This window comes from Bacillus sp. EAC, assembly GCF_002156875.1.
Taxonomy (GTDB): domain Bacteria; phylum Bacillota; class Bacilli; order Bacillales; family Bacillaceae_G; genus Gottfriedia.
Map to the genome: position 1 here is coordinate 252,289 of NZ_NCSY01000006.1, position 16,618 is coordinate 268,906.

Sequence of the window (16,618 nt, forward strand, 5' to 3'; positions counted from 1 at the left end):
ATGTTAAAAGAAGCTATATATCACCGCCCTAAAAACAATTATGCATACGCTTACAATAACGAAACTCTTCATATTCGTTTACGTACGAAAAAAGATGACGTAACTTCTGTTAATTTAATTCATGGTGATCCTTATAATTGGGAAGATGGAGCTTGGATTATTGATAAAGCAGAAATGATGAAAAGCGGAAGTACCGAGTTATTCGATTACTGGTTTGTTGAAATTAAACCACCTTTCCGCCGCCTTAGATACGGATTTGAAATTAATAGTTTAGAAGAATCGGTAGTTTACGCTGAAAGAGGATTTTATGATGAAATCCCTACTGATGATACTGCTTATTATTTCTGTTTTCCTTTCCTAAACGAAGCAGACGTATTTAAAGCACCTTCTTGGGCAAAAGATACAGTTTGGTATCAAATTTTCCCAGAACGTTTTGCGAATGGAGATCCTTCCATTAATCCAAAGAATACATTGGCTTGGGAAAGTAAAGAGCCTGCTACGAATAATTTTTTCGGTGGCGATTTTGAAGGAGTTATACAGCATTTAGACCATCTTGTTGAACTAGGGATTGGTGGTATCTACTTTACTCCAATTTTCAAGGCGTTCTCTAATCATAAATACGACACAATCGATTATATGGAAATCGATCCACAATTTGGAACGAAAGAAACATTTAAAAGACTAGTGGATGAGTGCCATAAACGAGATATAAAAGTGATGTTAGATGCAGTTTTTAATCATAGTGGATATTTATTTGAACCTTTCCAAGATGTCTTAAAAAATCAAGAAAAATCAAAATACAAAGATTGGTTCCATTTAAAGGAATTTCCGATTGTAACTGAGCCTATACCTAATTATGATGCATTTGCATTTGTTCCTTCCATGCCAAAATTAAATACTGAGCATCCAGAGGTTAAGTCTTACTTATTAGAAGTCGGTAAATACTGGGCAAAGGAATTTAATATTGATGGCTGGCGTTTAGATGTTGCAAATGAAGTTGATCACGCTTTTTGGAGAGAATTTAGAACAGCAGTGAAATCAATTAACCCTGAACTTTATATTTTAGGTGAAATATGGCATGATTCAATGCCTTGGCTACAAGGTGATCAATTCGATGCAGTAATGAATTATCCGTTTACAAATGGTGCACTTGATTTCTTTGCAAAAGATAAAATATCTGCTGAGAAATTCACAAATATTATTAGCGATGTGATTCATTCATATCCACAAAATATTAATGAAGTTGCTTTTAATCTACTTGGCAGTCACGATACACCTCGTGTACTTACAATTTGTAAAGAAAATATCGATAAATTAAAACTATTATACACGTTTCAACTTTCATTCCCAGGCGCGCCATGTATATACTATGGTGATGAAATCGGTATGACAGGTAAACAAGATCCTGGTTGTCGTAAATGTATGATTTGGGATGAAGAGCGACAAGATCGTGATCTTTTTGAGTTTGTTCAAACATTACTAAAACTTCGAAAAGAATATAAAGCGATTGGTAGCGATGGCACAATCAACTTTATCGATGCAAATAATGAAAATAATACAGTCATCTATTCAAAAACATATGAAAATGATACATTTATTTATATTTTAAGTAATAATCCAAATAAGGTTACGCTTAAAACACCTCCTTCATTAATTCATAAAAATGGATTAAATGTATTAACAAATCAATCTATGACATATAATACAGAGCTTACACTTGAAGGTTATGAAATAAAAATTGTTAAACTATAAAATAAAAAAGGGTGTCTTAATGCACAGACACCCTTTTTTATTGTGAAAAGGAAGGGAAGGAATTTGGAACCCACAGAAAAGATACAACCACGTGAAAAACCGCTCTCCCTTTTGCATATAACTTGGCCAATATTTATTGAAATCTTATTATTCATGCTAATGGGCAGTGTCGATACATTGATGCTTAGTAGGTATTCTGATCAAGCCGTTGCCGCAGTCGGAGTTGCTTCACAAGTAATGGGATTAGTAACATTATTATTCGGTTTTGTAACTGCAGGGACCTCAATATTAGTAGCCCAGTATTTAGGTGCGAAAGATGAACGCAAAGCTAAAGAAGTTTTTACAGTATCAATTTTAGCTAACTTTGGAATTGGTATTATGATTAGCGTTCTTCTTTATTTTTTCTCTCCCTATATATTAAAGTTGATGGGGTTAGATGCAGATTTAATTGTACGTGGAAATTCATTTTTAAAAATCGTTGGTGTCTTTATGTTTATTCAGGCAATCATGATGACAATATCAGCCACGTTACGCAGCTATGGATTCACTAAAGATATGATGAAAGTAACGATTTTAATGAATATTCTTAATGCGATTGGTAACTATTTTGTCATTTTTGGGCCATTTGGTTTACCTGTATTAGGTGAATCTGGTGTAGCCTGGTCTACTTCAACAGCAAGGATTATCTGTACAGTTATTATTATTTTTATTTTTATGAAACGCATTGGATTTATTTCGTTCAAAAAAGTTATTCAGTCTAAACCAATTGAACACATTAGAAATTTATTCAAAATTGGTATCCCTGCTGCTGGTGAAAATATCTCATATAATGCGTCACAAATTATCATTACAATTTTTATCACAATGATTGGTACTGAGGCTTTAACGACAAAAGTATATGCTCAGAATATCATGATGTATATTTTCTTGTTTTCAGTCGCTATAGGTCAAGGTGAGCAAATAATAATTGGTAGACTCGTTGGTGCTAGGGAATTAAGAACTGCTTATGATCATTGTATTCGAAGCTTAAAACTAGGAATATTAATTTCAACATCAATGGCTATCTTGGGTGCTCTTTTCGCCAAACCATTATTATCGATTTTTACAGACAATCAACACATCATTCACACAGGTAGTTTATTACTTATGTGCACAATAATTCTTGAACCTGGTCGTGCATTTAACTTAATCGTAATCAGCTCTTTACGTGCTGCTGGTGACGTAAAGTTCCCTGTAATGATGGGTATTTTATCGATGTGGGGAGTTAGCATCCCAATCGCTTATATTTTAGGAATTCATTTCGAATTAGGTTTAGTCGGAGTATGGATTGGTTTTATTGCAGATGAATGGATTCGTGGACTCCTGATGTTATGGAGATGGCGTTCTAGAAAATGGGAAAATGCATCTTTTGTTCAAGAGCGTTCTTTAAACGAGGAAAGCGGAAGCGCTACTATATCAAGCTAAATTAATCTGAATGATAAAAAAAGTAGAAATTGACACGATTGCTCAATTTCTACTTTTTTATTGTTCATAATTATGCTTCTTCTCTTAGCACTTCATCGAATGCCTTTGAAACTTTTTCAAACTCTTCTTCAGTTTCAATATCAAAGAATTCTCCGTTTTCTTCTACTCTTAAAAAGAAAACATCAATATCTTCTTCGCTTTCTCGTTCAACTTCTTCAACTAATCCAACAGCTATGTATTCAATACCTTCAATTCCGATCGAACCTAATACTTCATAATCTTGCTCTTCATCATTCTCATAACTAAGTGTTAGAATTTCGCCTACTTCAATTTTTTCCATGGAAACAAACCCTCTCTTGTATGTAAATTCAACTTGCATAAAGTAAATCTAATCTTTATGTTCCCTTAGTGTATCAGATTGATGCGAAAATCTTAAATTTTTTTATGAAATAATTATGAAATGAGCATATTCCCACCAACTCAATAATATGATGATAAAAACACCGAATCGTTTTGTAACTATCCAGTTAATTTAGTTGGACAAGCATTGAAATCTTCAAATATCAGATTTTTTCTATATTTAAGGGGGATCATTTAATGTCAAATTTAGTTACTAGTCAAAAACAATCTTATTCGAATGGGTCTTCAAAATTCACTTCTTTCTTTAAAAGGTTTACGAATATGGAATTATATGAAGTTACTCCAACCCAAATTTTACATAACGAGCTACGCAACTTACAAAAACAGTTGGAGTTTAAAGAAATTAATTTCAGTCATGCAGAACCAGAATATATAGATGTTGCGATTATGGAATTAGAAGCAGTTCGTGCAAAATATAGTATTACTGTTAGACACTTAAAAAAAATAACAGATGAAAATATTCTTAATCAAAAGCTGCTTTCGTAAACATCCTTAACACTTAAGTTGAGGATAGCGGTTTTCCACTTCAGTATTCTCGCTATCCCTGTCGCGGCCCGATCAGGACCCTCTTCACAAAAAAGGAGACAAAAACTAATTCGTTTTGCCTCCTTTTTTTATTTCATTATTTTCCTTTTTTTACTTTATAATCAATTTGACCTTCAATTTTAAATTTCTTATTAACTTTTTTGCCATTTACAGTGGATTCAATATCAAATTCAGCATAACCATTCATAACATAATAACCAAAGGGTGGTTTGCCTTTTGCTATTTGTTTCATAAAGTTAATATAAGTTTTTGTATCATCTGCACTATATACCACGCCACCATTGTATGAACCTTTTATAGGTTTTCTTTTAATTAAAATAGTTTTCACTAAAGGCATATTCATAAAGTATGGTATATCATAATTTCTGGTTTTTTCTTCTACATTAAAATAAAACGGCGATTCAGCATGACTGATTGTAATTTTGTTCAATTTCCCGACATATTCTAATTCAGCGTGTATTTTTAAAGCTTCTCCCTCTTTATACTCTTTCTTGTCAGAGACCAGTCGATAAACAAAATCTCCGTCTCTTACTTCTACATTTGTATTTTTCACTTTATACTGATCTAAAATTGAACTGTCTTTCTTTGTATCCTCTTTAGTAGTACAACTTGATAAAATAAAAACACAAATTAAGCTTATAAAAATAAAATACTTTTTCATACAATCCTCCACGTTACTCGTAGTTGTTTTCTTCACTTCACTTTTATCAGAAATTTAAATATTAACAAAATTTAATTTTATCATAAATTTTCCAGTTCAAAAGGTGCTTTGAACCTATCTATTTAATGTTGTTAAATAATAATGATAGTCTCAATGGAAAGACAACCATATAAGAAAATATGTAAATATAATAGTAGTTAACCACATCTTGATCTTTAATTGAGACCTCTTCTGGAATAGTAGGTTTATATACTACTAAAGCTGAAAAAACACATAGAAATTTAACAAATAAATTGCTACAATTCCAATACCTACCCCTAAAAATAATAAGAATAACCTTTTTATTAACATCATTTTTTTACCGAAAATAGACATCCACAAGCAAACTACACCTACAAGCATTAATAAGATTGAGAGTAAAATTATCACCATTTTTACACCCTCATTCCTAATTTATGAATTTCTAGTCCTGCTCAGGTTCAACAAGGTCTGTATCAGGAGGATAGTAACCTAAATGACGAGCCATTGATACGATTTGTCCTTTATGATGAAACTCATGTGTTTCGGTATGAGTTAAAAGCCAAAGGGGAGTTGTAATCCACGGTTCTTTTTGCCACTTCACCTGATTCGCAATATTTTCGAACCAGCGAGAATTGAATTCATCTAAGAAACGTTGTACTACTTCATCTACTAACTTAAATCTTTCTCTAACATTCTTTACATCTGAATGTTCGATTTCATAATCAGTAGCAAACTTAAAATCAGACTGCTTAAGAGCAAATCTTCCCAGCCACCCTAAGTAGCAATCAGCAACGTGTAGATGTGTCCTAATTATAGTCGTGTTCCCGAAGTTTGGAACCGTTTTGTGCAAATATAGCAAAGGAATCTCTTCTAAAAACAAAAATAACGCTTGTCTTGTGGAACTTATAAAACTATATTGCTGTTTTAACACATCTAGCACTCACCATCAGTCCTCTCTATATAAAAAAATTAAAACTAAGTTTATTACTATCAGTTAGAAGTAGGTTTTTTCAACTATGTCCCCTTTACTATATTTATTTCTTTAGTATTTGAGTATGAAATTTTATTTTTCTTTTTGATAAAACTGCCAATTCGTCCAATAAAAAACAGACTACTTATGTAGTCTATCGCTGGTGTAAAAAGTGATTATCTTTAATGATTATCCTTAAAGTATTTGTACGTGGATAGAACTTCCACCCCTCCTGATTATCACATTAATTATTAATAATTCTATTAAAAAGGGACGAAAACCTTTTTCTACTAAACTGGGAATAAGTTTAATTAAAAAAGACTGCCGAAGCAGCCTTCAAGATCATTAACTAACGCATATGTTAGTTGAAGATCATAATTAAAAAATTTTTAATACTTAAGAAATTATTTAATCACGTCACAATTTAAGATAATCTTCTTGAAGAAGCCCATAGACAGCACAATCCTTGTAATGATTCTTGGCATTGCGAATCATATGCTTAATGGTTCCTTCTTGTTCCATTCCAACTTTACGCATAATCTTTCCAGAGGCTGGGTTGTCTGTATTATGTGCTGCTGATATTTTGTGAATACTCATATATCTAAAGCCAAAATCAATGACAGCTCTCAATGCTTCCGTTCCATACCCCTTGTTCCACCATTTAAAACCGATTGAATAACCTACTTCACAATTCTCAGTCATGCTATCAAAGTTGAAAAGATCAATAGCTCCAATCAATTCACCACTTAATTTCAGTTCTATACCCCAATAACAGAATTCTTTTGTATCATACTTACTTACGATTTCTGTGACCCTCTCAATTGTTTCCGAGACAGACTTGTGAGCTCCTTTTATAAGATTATCCATTACCCGATCATCTGATAGCCAATGATCAAATACACTTTGAGCATCTGTAATTTCAATTCTCCTTAGAACTAATCGCTCCGTTTCTATAATGGGTGTTCCAGAATAATTAATCATTTTCTCACCTACATAACCAAATCATACCTTTTATTATTACTTTTCTTCACCTTACATAGAAACTCCTTCTACTCCTTTACTGCCAAATAGTGCAATAAAAAATAGACCACCTAAGCAGTCTATCGTTATTGGTAAATTTACTTGAAAATTGATTTTTAAAAGGACTAGACTTCTCTCTAGTTATCAAACAATTTTGTTCCAACTTAATTTGTTATTAGTAAATAATAGAATTTAGCTGAAATTAACGATGAATTAAGATCAGCATATGTAACAAAACTTTTATATAAAGCAAATCCACATAGTAAGACAATAAATATGAAAGATTCTTTAGGAAAATTTACTTTCTTTTTCTTCAAGATAATTAAAGTAATAAGAGTAATAAAAAAATATAGTATACATAATGTTAGTTTGATTTTTTGCATGCTAATGTTATCAACTTCACTTCGAAACCTTTCTAAATCCCTAACATTCTCTTTACTTTCTCTTATAGATGAAATAGAGTCTTTATGTCCAACTTTCCATTTAAAGGGTATTTGTTCTAAATTAACTGAGTATTGGTAGTCTCCTGCTTTGTGCTCAATGGTCATCTCTGAACTTTTATTTGCGATAAAATTAATTGCAACAAGAAACATAAGGAAAAATACAAATAATACAATGAGAAGATTTAGTATAAACTTTCTTACATCTATTTCTCCTTGGTTTTGAAGTCGACCTTCATTTTTTCCAATCATTTTGCTACTCCCTTTGTTATTTAAAGTAATTTATATCTTTATCTCATCTTATAATCTATTTAATTCGTTGATTATTCGAATATACCTTTTCTTTATTAAGATGCTCATTAGTGGAAAAAGGACTGCCGAAGCAGCCCATGATTATTGAACAAAACCAAGCATAATTTCAATAAGGAATTATTAATTAAGTCTTTTTACTTTTTATAAACTAGAAGATATTTATCCAAACAAATGTTAGCAAAGAAAATTAAAATTGAGCTAAAATACTAAAAATCAGAATAAATAAGTAAAAAATCCCCAAAAACATTACGATTCCAACAAAATAGTTATATCGTTTTTTATTCGGATTAAAATAGACTTGTAAGTCTGTGATTGGCTTTTCTTCCGTTTTAAAATTAATAAAAAATTGATTACGAATGAACCCTATGAGCGCAAAGATTAAACCCATTAACCCAAAAGTACTAAGACTTATTTTATGCGTTATTCTTAAATAAATGGCTACCAACGCTAATATTGGTAGCATTCCAATGAATAAATTTTGTTTTATTTTCACTTGTATCTCCTAATTTTTTATATCGTTTAGTTATAATTATATCAACGTAGCAAGTATTTGTAATATGATATTCAAAATATCTATATTCAACTAATTTACCCTATAGCAAAATAAAGGAAGATCGAATAATGATCATCCTCTATTTGTTGTTCAACTAACACATGCATTAGTTAAATTAATATTTTCACCTTATAGTTGGTAAATGATTAACACACAGTGCTATCTTCGTTTTTTCAAGTTCCAAGAATAAAAAATTTTCGAGTCCATTTCTCCTTGAAAACCTTGTTATTTCAACGTTTTTTCAACTTGGACATTTTTTGTCCATAGGGTGTGTAAAGTCCCTGGAGAAATGGTGAAACGAACGTGGTATAGTGGGCTTAGGAGGTGTTTCTAATGCAAATTTTAATCTGTAAAGAATGCGAAGAAACCATTGAGTACGCGGAGTATAAAAAAATTGTGAAAATCTATTCAACATGCGAAACCTGCAAAAACGAAGCAGCTACTTCACCTGCCAAATAACATACACACTAAAAAACACGCCAATTTTATTATCAAGACCTTAATATAAAAGACTTAATTCCTAAGGGTTTTAACAAAATATCCATAAATATTATGTTGGAAAATGAAAAAAGGATCTTCCATTGAAGATCTTTTTTGATTTTTATTGAACTAACGCATGCGTTAGTTTAATTGAAACTTAGCTCATTTTGATTAATTAAATATAAATTCAGGAAGGTCTTCATGTTCCTAATTGTATTCTAAAAGGCATTCTTTGAGTGTGGGGTGTTGAGAAAGTATCTTGCTGATAAAATGAGACTTATCTTTTTATTCAGCTACTTAAGCCATTTTGTGGGAATAATAAACTCTATCATCAATAAAAAAAGAATTTCGAATAAGAAAAACATAGGGAGATTTTAGTCTTCCTATGTTTTCATTCATATTATTTATCTGTTTGTTTTTGCTTCTTTTTCAAATACTCTGCACGCATTTTTTCAAGTTGCTGCTTTTTATCTAATTTGGCAGGCGTCTGTTTTTCATGAAACTTTGACACAGCTACCTGGCTTTTGTAATCCAATTGATATTTACCCACTTTGATCACCTACTTTTCTTTTCTTTAAAGAGAATCTATTCAACAAATATAATATACCTTATTTTACTAAAGTAAACCTTATTACTTTATTAGTGTACTGCTAACCTTGCATATATCAGTAAAAACATTAAAAACTTAGTAAAATAGTTCATAGTCAAATGGTATCCATTTCATTGCTATAATCAAAATAAAATGCCTTGATACTCTGCATAAGCCTCAATAATTCTATTTCTTGTTTGTTCAGCCCACTTCTAAAGGTCCAATTGTTCGGTAAATAAGGTTTAAAATATTAAAAAAATCTAAGTCTACTCCATCTTTTAGATGGTTCTTAAAGCTAATAACCATTACGTTCTAGATGATTTCAAAATTAGGATTCTGAGGGGAAATATTGTTTATTTTGCAAAGTCTTTTTACTACATGTTTAAAAAAATCTACATTCCATCCCCAATACTTTTCTACAAAAAATCACACCTTGTTATTAACTTTTCTAATTATATCTATTTTAATCCAAATATTAACTTATTCAACTAAACTTCCATTTAGTGCATAAAAAAAGACCACCTAATCAGTCGATCGTTGATTAACTAACGCATGCGTTAGTTGTATAAGGAAAGTTTCATTTCAACTTTATCTCATCTTCATTTCATCTTTACATAGTCTGGTTATCCTTGTGCTGTAACACCCAATATAACTATGAAAAGAGGTTTTAAAATGGTAAAGCATAAAACAAAATTATTCACTGTACTTGGAATCTCAACAGCATTATTAGTAGGAGCTGGCACTACATACGCTGCTCAAAAAGAAAAAAACGAGTCAGTAAAAACTGTACAATCTAATCAAAATAAACAAGTAAAAACAACAGTAAAAGCACCAAGCGCTAAAGAAATTCAATCGGTATTAAAAGGTCAACCTACACCTTCAAATATTAAAGTGGAAGGCTTTTTTTCTACACAAGGTCAACCTGATTATACTGCAGATTATTTTTTAAACGATGAAAAATTATTTTCTATATTAAAAATAAACGCACAAGAATTAAAACAAGAATTAGCGACAGGAAAGACTGTAGTTGAGATTGCAGCTTCTAAAAATGTTTCTAAACAACAAGTAATTGATGCCATTGCACAAACACAGGCACAAATTCAGGTTGGTAATAATGACGATCAACTGGAGCAAATGAAAAAAAATATTGAACCAAAAGTAGTACACATCATCGAGCATAAAACTGAAACTCCATGGAAGTAATAAATTAACTAGTAATAACGTTCGTTCTCCCCATGCCTTATAATAAAAGAACCCTATTCTTCTAAAGAACAGGGTTCTTTTACTTTTATCTACTTTATTATCCCTTTTCTAATGCAAAGTACAATAAATATGATTTCTTATATTGTTGGTGCTTTAGTAACAATCGTAGGTGCTATTATTTTGAATCTATATTTTAAGAATTCCTTAGAATTGACTAAGAATAACAAACAAACTTGGTCAATTTTTATATCACATTTAATCTTAATTCCATTAACTATTTTTATGTATTACTGGGTTACATGGAACTTTTTTAATTAATGAAAATCCTAAAGGATAGGGAAAATTCTCTATTCTTGGCTCTTAATCTCTTTCGTTCAGATAATTTTCAATATCCTTATTATCCGAAAACTAATTGCCAACCAGTTGAATGTCGCGCCATTCAATTACATCGCATTGACCATATTCATTATCCCCTACAGCAACTACGGTTCCGTCAGATTTAAGGCCGAGAGTATGAGCGCAACCTGCAGCAATCGCCACAATATTACGCCAACCGCTTACATTACACTGGCCATGCTTATTCCACCCCACAGCAACCACGGTTCCGTCAGATTTAAGGCCGATGGTATGATTACTACCTGCCGCAATCGATACAATATCACACCAGCCACTCAAATCGCATTGGCCAACCTTGTTTTGCCCCACAGCGACCGCTGTACCGTTCGATTTAAGTCCAACAGTATGAAGATACCCCGCCTCAATCAATACTATGTCGTGCCAGTCGCTGACGTTGCATTGGCGATACCTATTATTCCCCACAGCCGTCACCGTTCCGTCCAATTTAAGCCCGATGGTATGCCAGTCACCTGAGGCGACCGACACAATGTCACGCCAGCTGTTTAAATTGCATTCACCTTCATTGTCTTGGCCGACAGCAACTACCGTACCATCCGATTTAAGACCAATGGTACGACGCCATCCCGCTGCAACTGCTACAATATCGCCCCAGCTACTGACATTACACTGGCCATGCTTATTCCAACCCACAGCAACCACAGTACCGTCGGATTTAAGACCGATAGTATGAGCATTACCTGTGTTCATCGCCATATGAACATTCCCGGCAGCAACCGATACAATATCGCTCCAGCCGCTTACATCACATTGTCCATATTTATTATCTCCCACAGCCGTCACCGTTCCGTTAGATTTAAGACCAATTGTATGACGACGACCCGTAGCTATGGTATCTTTTGGCCACCGTTTCACCTTTAATGCCACTACTTTAGGTGAAATAAAATCCATGTTTTCCTCCTGTAAAAAAAGACTTATTTTATTATTGTATCACTTTTGCTTGATAGACTAACCTGTCATTTAGCGCAATAATAACATTCGACTATCACTACCGATTAAGCTGTTCATTTAAGCATGCGTTAGTTCAATAACAGCATCAAGAATATAGTGTAAAATATTACCAAATAGGCCGATTGCACTTTTTTAATATTTCTAAATAAGATATATTATCCTGTTATTCCTGGTGGTTCTGGCAAACAAATACCTGAGAAATCTCTCTTATCTTTTGATAATTGAGATTTTTTGTAGTAACTACAATTACAGTCTTATATTTTTTTAAAATTATGGATCTGTTACAGCAAAACGTCGCTATTTTGAATTTAAAAATAGGACCGTCAGTTTAGACAATCCTATCACGCTCTTATGAACTAACTCATGCCTTAGTTCAATAAAGGTTAACTCAATAGCTTGTTAAACATACTTTCCCCTTAATTATTTTAGAAGACTCAACAACTTCAACAGCCTTTTTTATATCCGATAAGTCAAAGATTGCATCTACTTTCATCAAACGTAATTTTTTATCATCGATGAGCCGGATCAAATAATCAAAGGATTTTTGCCATTTAATTGGTGTAACATTATTATTCCAATTTCGCAAATGGAACAAGTTAGCATTAACCATTGCTTTATTTACAATATCTGACCAGTTAACTTTGATCCCTGATAATAGACCAATAGTTAAAAAATTTCCTTTAGGGCGCACACAAAAAGCTAACTCGTTTCCAGAAGTGCCCCCAATCGAATCAATTGCAGCATCCGCCCCAGCTCCATTTGTTAATTCCAATAACTTCATGGTTCTTAGGTGGTTCTATACTTTTATATTCAACATTAATTACATTTTTAGGACTACCGAACTCGTAGAATTTAAGACATTTCGCTTCCAATTTAAAATTCTCCTCGATATAAATCAGTTTGATATAATTAAATCATTTTCAACTCTACCGCCTGTTAATTCAATAAATAAATGCCGCATAAAGCGACTTGTGATATTATTCAACTAACACATGCGATAGTTAAATTGTATTTATTTTTTTTGCTCATTCTAAATTGTTACCTATTATAAAAATGCACGAAAAATGTTGTATTAAACTTGATGTAGATAATCGTTTCTATATGATATATTTGAAGTAAGAAAAAATGAAAGGAGTGAATTCTTAATGAGTCATAACGCAAAGGCACAGCATCTTCACAAACAGTTTAATTCACTTCACAAAAAACATAATCAAAGCGTAATAGATTTTCATAAGCATCACGCTGCTCAAATAGCAAATTGTGAAAATGGAAATAGTTTATTAGCAAAATGGGAACGTTTTGTTTATAACAATGGTCTTAAGTTCATCAAATCAGTAAAAAATACATTCCACTAAAGGACTGTTCCGGCAGTCTTATTTTTTTTACAATTATTCTATATCCTCTTCTGTTTGAATCTAGTCACTATTCCACTAAACCACCATATAGTTGAAAGAAGCTGAATTATCAGCTCCCAAGTGTTATTGAACTAACGCATGCGTTAGTTGCATAACACTCAGTAATTTTTATACTTATTCTTTACGGGAAATACCTTCAGATATGTGATGAGAATTACTATTAAAAGTACTACTATTAAAAAAATTTCTACTGGTGGATTAGGATAAATATATTCCGAGATCCAATCAAAAAAATGATATTCAAAATAAACCATTGCTAAGAATGCAAAAATCCTTATTATCAATGAAATAGACCTCTATTCTTTAAATCTTTAGATTTTATTATAACAATTCCTTATTCCACTATACTGTCATTTTGTGCATAAAAAAAGACCGACCTTGTGTTGATTGTTGTTCAACTAACGCATGCGTTAGATACATAAATACGGTTATCGGCAAAAAAAAAAAGACTCTTCAATTGAAGAGCTTTTTTATTGCTATATAACTAAGGCATGCGTTAGTTTACTAGGGGTAACGCGACATTTTGTCAGAGTTATACGTTAACCTTATTTTGTTACAGAAAGCAATATTCAACTCAAAACATATACTTTTGGATACCCTCACTATTGAGCTGACTGTGTTGAAACCTGCCATGTAACACCAAATTTATCTATTACTTGTCCGTATAAAGGACTCCAAAAAGTTTCGTGTAATGATATGATCACTTTACCTCCATCTTGTAATTTACCAAATACTTCTTTCGTTGTTTCAACGTCATTAATTAAAATAGCTAAGGTGGTTTGATCTCCAATTTGATAGGGTAGACCAGAAAATGTGTCAGAAATCATTAAATCTGTTGAACCAACTTTGAGATGTGCATGTAAGATACGATTTTTTTCTTCATCAGATAAATTTGTATTTTCTTCACCAGGCATGTCGCCAAATCTTTGAAGAATAAGGGTCTTTGTATTGAATGCATGTTCATAAAATGAAACAGCTTCCTGTCCATTTCCATTCAATATTAAATAAGGATTGATACCTAAAATCATAAGAAACACCTCTTTTTAAAATTTTGATCTAATCTCTTCATCTTCTTATCTCTTAATGTTAATCTGCTTTAGCTTTACAGGTTCGTAACGATTAAGTTACCATTTCTTTAGAGTTTCTACATTAAGTCCTTTATTCCTTCAATTCTAAATGTGGGTTATTTTAGCCTTGATTTAATAGTATTAATTAGTTCATTAAAGGTAAAAAACATCTTAAATTATTATAAATAATGATTAAAAGGTAAGAAAATCAATAACAAAATAGTTACAATTTGTATTATGATCGGCTTCCAATTTTTATTTTTGTATAAATCTATAAAACTTCTTACTGTTACAAAAGAGAAAAAGCCACACACTGCCACCCCTAATATTGGCGATATAAATAAAGTTAAAATATCGATGAAAAGTCTTTGAATAAACTCAAATACTATAACGGATATGCTTCTGATAATTGATAAGAATAATAATTTATTTTTCTTCATCTTTCATTTTATCAACCTTAAAGTTTTGTAATATTGATAATTCGTTCTAATGGATAAATTTACCATTTAATAAATATTTCTCTTTAATAACTAAAAATCCCTTTTTAATCAAAAATCCTTATTGAACTATCTTGCCATTTTATTCAATAAGAAAGGGTCGTTCAGGCAATATAAAAACCACCAACGCTATAATAAAAGCACTAGTGGTCAACTAAATTGTTATTAGAATATTACATCAAGTAAAGAACTTTTCCACACAAAATATTTAATAAAACTTCAATTTACAAAATCTACAACTTTTCACTTTAAAAAAGGGCCTCGATCCGATTATGAACTTATTTCATAAGTAGATTGATAGTACTTACTTCTATTCTTTACTGAAAGTATAATAGTCAAGCATGGTAGTAACCATAAAAAGATTGCATACGGTAAATAGGAGTGTAGATGCATATTGATGACAGTACTACTCATTATTGCAAGTACATTCCATGGAATCATTGCTGGGAATAATAATGTTGTATCCCCCATCAATCTAGCTAATTCCTCATTACTATATTTATTTGACCAATGATTGACAAAAGAACGCCCAGTAAGAATAATCGGCATTGTTTGATTACCTGCAATTACACAAATAATTAAAGTTGCACCGATTGTTTTCAACGAATCTGATAACATCGAAGTGGACGTTTTAAGCCACCTATCCAATAATGGTTGTATAATATTTAACTCTTCCAGCAATGCATTGTATACGCCTGCTATTGCAATGAACAATAATAAACTATACATATGCATTAGCCCGCCGCCTAGTCCTTCAATTCCTTTCCAAAATGAATTTATTATTTCAGAAAGTGATATACCATTATAAATAGCTATTAAACTCCCAGATAGAATACTAACTAAGTAGGATAAGATGATATTTAATCTGAATAAAACAAGTGCAACTAATAAGATCGGTGGGATGAATTGAATAAATGATATGGCAATTTGGTTATCATTTTGTTTATGAATAGTTGAAATCATACTTCCAAAATGTACGTCCATAATACTGAAAAAAAGGATTGTCACTATGACCGCAGTGATTGACGTTATAAGCATTGCTTTTCCTTGCTTTTTAACTGTTGTTTCAACGATACTGGCTAATAACTGGTGAGCACTTGAAAATGGAGAAGTTCGATCGCCTACAAAAGCACCAGAAATAACTGCTCCTGCTGTTACTTCAACCGGCAAATGTAATAATAGTGCAGTACTTATTAAAGGTACTCCTAACGCACTTAAAGTTCCAATCGAAGATCCTAATATCATTGAAAAAACCATAGTTGTAAAAAAACAAAAAACAAAGAAATGATGTGGATTTATAGCATTTAACGTTATTTGCACCATCGAAGTGATCGTTCCTGACAAATACCAAGAAGGTAATAAAAAGCTAATTAAAAATAAGATAAATAGTACGATTCGAACTTTACCAATCCCTTTATATCCTAATTTCAACATATTTGATAAAGTATATCCTTTTCTTAAACTTAGAATGATTAAATAAATTAGCCCTGGTAAAATCCCAAATACTAGCGATATGTGGAATACAACGGAACTAATAATTCCAGACAAAGTAACTATAATTAAGAAACTTGCCTGTTTTACCGAATATTGATCCATCATTTTTCCTTCTTTCAACTATTTTCACACTTAAAAAATGTATGTTTGTCATTCATTAATTATAATGACATATGAACAATAATGTAAGTTTTATAAACATATTTTTAATTTGGTTCTAGTAACATTTGTTGATATTAAAGATAGAGATTCCTAGATTCCCACACTATGCTGCTCGCTTTCCGGGAGATGGGCGTTTAGCATCCTCGGTGCATTCGCTTGCGGTCTCGAATCCCTATCAAGAACCACA

The 16,618-nt window shown here is 31.8% G+C and carries 16 protein-coding genes and 2 pseudogenes; 6 read left to right on the forward strand and 12 right to left on the reverse strand.

Annotation, left to right across the window (positions count from 1 at the left end; genetic code table 11):
- Positions 1-1,752 carry a glycoside hydrolase family 13 protein gene (locus B7R65_RS12320; RefSeq protein ID WP_088043082.1) on the forward strand — a complete coding sequence of 584 codons (1,752 nt, stop codon included), beginning with the start codon at positions 1-3 and terminating at the stop codon, positions 1,750-1,752.
- A gap of 63 nt (positions 1,753-1,815) precedes the next feature.
- Entirely contained in the window at positions 1,816-3,216 is a 1,401-nt protein-coding gene (locus B7R65_RS12325; RefSeq protein WP_256941292.1) for an MATE family efflux transporter, read from the forward strand.
- A 70-nt stretch (positions 3,217-3,286) separates the two neighbouring features.
- Here the strand turns inward: B7R65_RS12325 and B7R65_RS12330 are convergent, their stop codons facing one another.
- Positions 3,287-3,556 carry a DUF1292 domain-containing protein gene (locus B7R65_RS12330; RefSeq protein ID WP_088043083.1) on the reverse strand — a complete coding sequence of 90 codons (270 nt, stop codon included), beginning with the start codon at positions 3,554-3,556 and terminating at the stop codon, positions 3,287-3,289.
- A 257-nt stretch (positions 3,557-3,813) separates the two neighbouring features.
- Here B7R65_RS12330 and B7R65_RS12335 point away from each other — a divergent pair, with 257 nt between their 5' ends.
- Positions 3,814-4,122, forward strand: a complete 309-nt coding sequence (locus B7R65_RS12335) for a hypothetical protein (RefSeq protein ID WP_088043084.1) — start codon at positions 3,814-3,816, stop codon at positions 4,120-4,122.
- 136 nt (positions 4,123-4,258) lie between these two features.
- Here the strand turns inward: B7R65_RS12335 and B7R65_RS12340 are convergent, their stop codons facing one another.
- The 6 genes from B7R65_RS12340 to B7R65_RS12360 form a co-directional block, all read right to left on the reverse strand.
- Entirely contained in the window at positions 4,259-4,843 is a 585-nt protein-coding gene (locus tag B7R65_RS12340) for a hypothetical protein (RefSeq protein WP_088043085.1), read from the reverse strand.
- 255 nt (positions 4,844-5,098) lie between these two features.
- Positions 5,099-5,275 (reverse strand): hypothetical protein, encoded by a 177-nt coding sequence (locus B7R65_RS21315; RefSeq protein ID WP_179194854.1) that lies wholly within the window; start codon positions 5,273-5,275, stop codon positions 5,099-5,101.
- A gap of 31 nt (positions 5,276-5,306) precedes the next feature.
- On the reverse strand, positions 5,307-5,804 hold the full coding sequence (locus tag B7R65_RS12345; protein WP_088043086.1) for a DinB family protein: 498 nt from the start codon (positions 5,802-5,804) through the stop codon (positions 5,307-5,309).
- 447 nt (positions 5,805-6,251) lie between these two features.
- Entirely contained in the window at positions 6,252-6,815 is a 564-nt protein-coding gene (locus B7R65_RS12350) for a GNAT family N-acetyltransferase (protein WP_088043087.1), read from the reverse strand.
- 203 nt (positions 6,816-7,018) lie between these two features.
- Positions 7,019-7,546: a hypothetical protein gene (locus tag B7R65_RS12355; RefSeq protein ID WP_088043088.1), complete on the reverse strand. Its 528-nt coding sequence runs from the start codon at positions 7,544-7,546 to the stop codon at positions 7,019-7,021.
- Between the two features lie 247 nt (positions 7,547-7,793).
- Positions 7,794-8,099: a hypothetical protein gene (locus tag B7R65_RS12360; RefSeq protein ID WP_088043089.1), complete on the reverse strand. Its 306-nt coding sequence runs from the start codon at positions 8,097-8,099 to the stop codon at positions 7,794-7,796.
- A 393-nt stretch (positions 8,100-8,492) separates the two neighbouring features.
- On the opposite strand from B7R65_RS12360, the gene B7R65_RS12365 reads away from it, so the two are divergent.
- Complete coding sequence (locus B7R65_RS12365) at positions 8,493-8,618, forward strand: GapA-binding peptide SR1P (RefSeq protein ID WP_088043090.1); 126 nt, start codon at positions 8,493-8,495, stop codon at positions 8,616-8,618.
- Positions 8,619-9,039: 421 nt separating this feature from the next.
- Here the strand turns inward: B7R65_RS12365 and B7R65_RS21320 are convergent, their stop codons facing one another.
- Positions 9,040-9,189, reverse strand: a complete 150-nt coding sequence (locus B7R65_RS21320; protein WP_088043091.1) for a hypothetical protein — start codon at positions 9,187-9,189, stop codon at positions 9,040-9,042.
- Between the two features lie 912 nt (positions 9,190-10,101).
- Between B7R65_RS21320 and B7R65_RS12375 the strand changes: the two are divergent.
- A pseudogene (locus B7R65_RS12375) lies at positions 10,102-10,431 on the forward strand (hypothetical protein); the annotation flags it as partial.
- A 408-nt stretch (positions 10,432-10,839) separates the two neighbouring features.
- On the opposite strand, the gene B7R65_RS12380 reads toward B7R65_RS12375, so the two are convergent.
- A complete protein-coding gene (locus tag B7R65_RS12380; protein ID WP_088043092.1) occupies positions 10,840-11,736 on the reverse strand; it encodes an RCC1 domain-containing protein in 897 nt (298 codons plus the stop codon).
- Positions 11,737-12,184: 448 nt separating this feature from the next.
- Positions 12,185-12,571: pseudogene (locus tag B7R65_RS12385) on the reverse strand (zinc-binding dehydrogenase); the annotation flags it as partial.
- A 370-nt stretch (positions 12,572-12,941) separates the two neighbouring features.
- Between B7R65_RS12385 and B7R65_RS12390 the strand changes: the two are divergent.
- Positions 12,942-13,151 carry a hypothetical protein gene (locus B7R65_RS12390; protein WP_088043094.1) on the forward strand — a complete coding sequence of 70 codons (210 nt, stop codon included), beginning with the start codon at positions 12,942-12,944 and terminating at the stop codon, positions 13,149-13,151.
- A gap of 662 nt (positions 13,152-13,813) precedes the next feature.
- Here B7R65_RS12390 and B7R65_RS12395 read toward each other — a convergent pair.
- Positions 13,814-14,239 carry a VOC family protein gene (locus B7R65_RS12395; RefSeq protein ID WP_088043095.1) on the reverse strand — a complete coding sequence of 142 codons (426 nt, stop codon included), beginning with the start codon at positions 14,237-14,239 and terminating at the stop codon, positions 13,814-13,816.
- Positions 14,240-15,045: 806 nt separating this feature from the next.
- Positions 15,046-16,371, reverse strand: coding sequence for a Na+/H+ antiporter NhaC family protein (locus B7R65_RS12400; RefSeq protein WP_088043096.1), 1,326 nt, complete (start codon positions 16,369-16,371; stop codon positions 15,046-15,048).
- Positions 16,372-16,618 lie beyond the last annotated feature (247 nt).

Excerpts from the sequence above, each read along its gene's own strand:
- B7R65_RS12390 (WP_088043094.1), top strand. The coding sequence starts at position 12,942 with ATGAGTCATAACGCAAAGGCACAGCATCTTCACAAACAGTTTAATTCA.
- B7R65_RS12320 (WP_088043082.1), top strand. The coding sequence starts at position 1 with ATGTTAAAAGAAGCTATATATCACCGCCCTAAAAACAATTATGCATAC.
- B7R65_RS12380 (WP_088043092.1), bottom strand. The coding sequence starts at position 11,736 with ATGGATTTTATTTCACCTAAAGTAGTGGCATTAAAGGTGAAACGGTGG.
- B7R65_RS12355 (WP_088043088.1), bottom strand. The coding sequence starts at position 7,546 with ATGATTGGAAAAAATGAAGGTCGACTTCAAAACCAAGGAGAAATAGAT.
- B7R65_RS12350 (WP_088043087.1), bottom strand. The coding sequence starts at position 6,815 with ATGATTAATTATTCTGGAACACCCATTATAGAAACGGAGCGATTAGTT.
- B7R65_RS12330 (WP_088043083.1), bottom strand. The coding sequence starts at position 3,556 with ATGGAAAAAATTGAAGTAGGCGAAATTCTAACACTTAGTTATGAGAAT.
- B7R65_RS12335 (WP_088043084.1), top strand. The coding sequence starts at position 3,814 with ATGTCAAATTTAGTTACTAGTCAAAAACAATCTTATTCGAATGGGTCT.
- B7R65_RS12400 (WP_088043096.1), bottom strand. The coding sequence starts at position 16,371 with ATGGATCAATATTCGGTAAAACAGGCAAGTTTCTTAATTATAGTTACT.
- B7R65_RS21315 (WP_179194854.1), bottom strand. The coding sequence starts at position 5,275 with ATGGTGATAATTTTACTCTCAATCTTATTAATGCTTGTAGGTGTAGTT.
- B7R65_RS12340 (WP_088043085.1), bottom strand. The coding sequence starts at position 4,843 with ATGAAAAAGTATTTTATTTTTATAAGCTTAATTTGTGTTTTTATTTTA.
- B7R65_RS12365 (WP_088043090.1), top strand. The coding sequence starts at position 8,493 with ATGCAAATTTTAATCTGTAAAGAATGCGAAGAAACCATTGAGTACGCG.
- B7R65_RS12395 (WP_088043095.1), bottom strand. The coding sequence starts at position 14,239 with ATGATTTTAGGTATCAATCCTTATTTAATATTGAATGGAAATGGACAG.